This is a genomic window from Clostridium prolinivorans (assembly GCF_004011155.1).
Lineage (GTDB): Bacteria > Bacillota > Clostridia > Clostridiales > Clostridiaceae > Clostridium_AT > Clostridium_AT prolinivorans.
Genome location: NZ_RJWG01000058.1, coordinates 1 through 343, shown reverse-complemented (window position 1 = coordinate 343; position 343 = coordinate 1). Strand labels below are relative to the sequence as shown.

Sequence of the window (343 nt, the reverse complement as noted above, 5' to 3'; positions counted from 1 at the left end):
TAGAAAGACAATTGTAGAGCTCTATAACTCTGGTAAGAGTTTGGCAGAGCTTAGCAGCGAATATGGCATATCAAAATCAACAATCAATGGATGGATTAAGAAAGCTAAACCAATAACTGTGGATAAAGATACAACTATAACATCAGAAGAGTATCAGGCAATGTTAAAGAAGATGGCAAGGCTTGAGGAGGAAAATGAAATATTAAAAAAAGCCATGGCCATATTCGCAAAGAAGTAACCTCTATTTTTGAGTTTATCAATGATCATAAAGAAGAGCATGATATCAAGCTAATGTGTGAAGTCTTAAAGGTTTCAAGAAGCTCTTTCTATAAGTATCTATACA

Annotated in this window: 1 protein-coding gene; it reads left to right on the top strand. The window is 33.8% G+C overall.

Annotation, left to right across the window (positions count from 1 at the left end; all coding sequences use genetic code 11):
- On the top strand, window positions 1-238 hold a 238-nt coding region (locus EGD97_RS12320), incomplete at its 5' end, for a helix-turn-helix domain-containing protein (protein WP_164850228.1).
- Window positions 239-343: the final 105 nt, after the last annotated feature.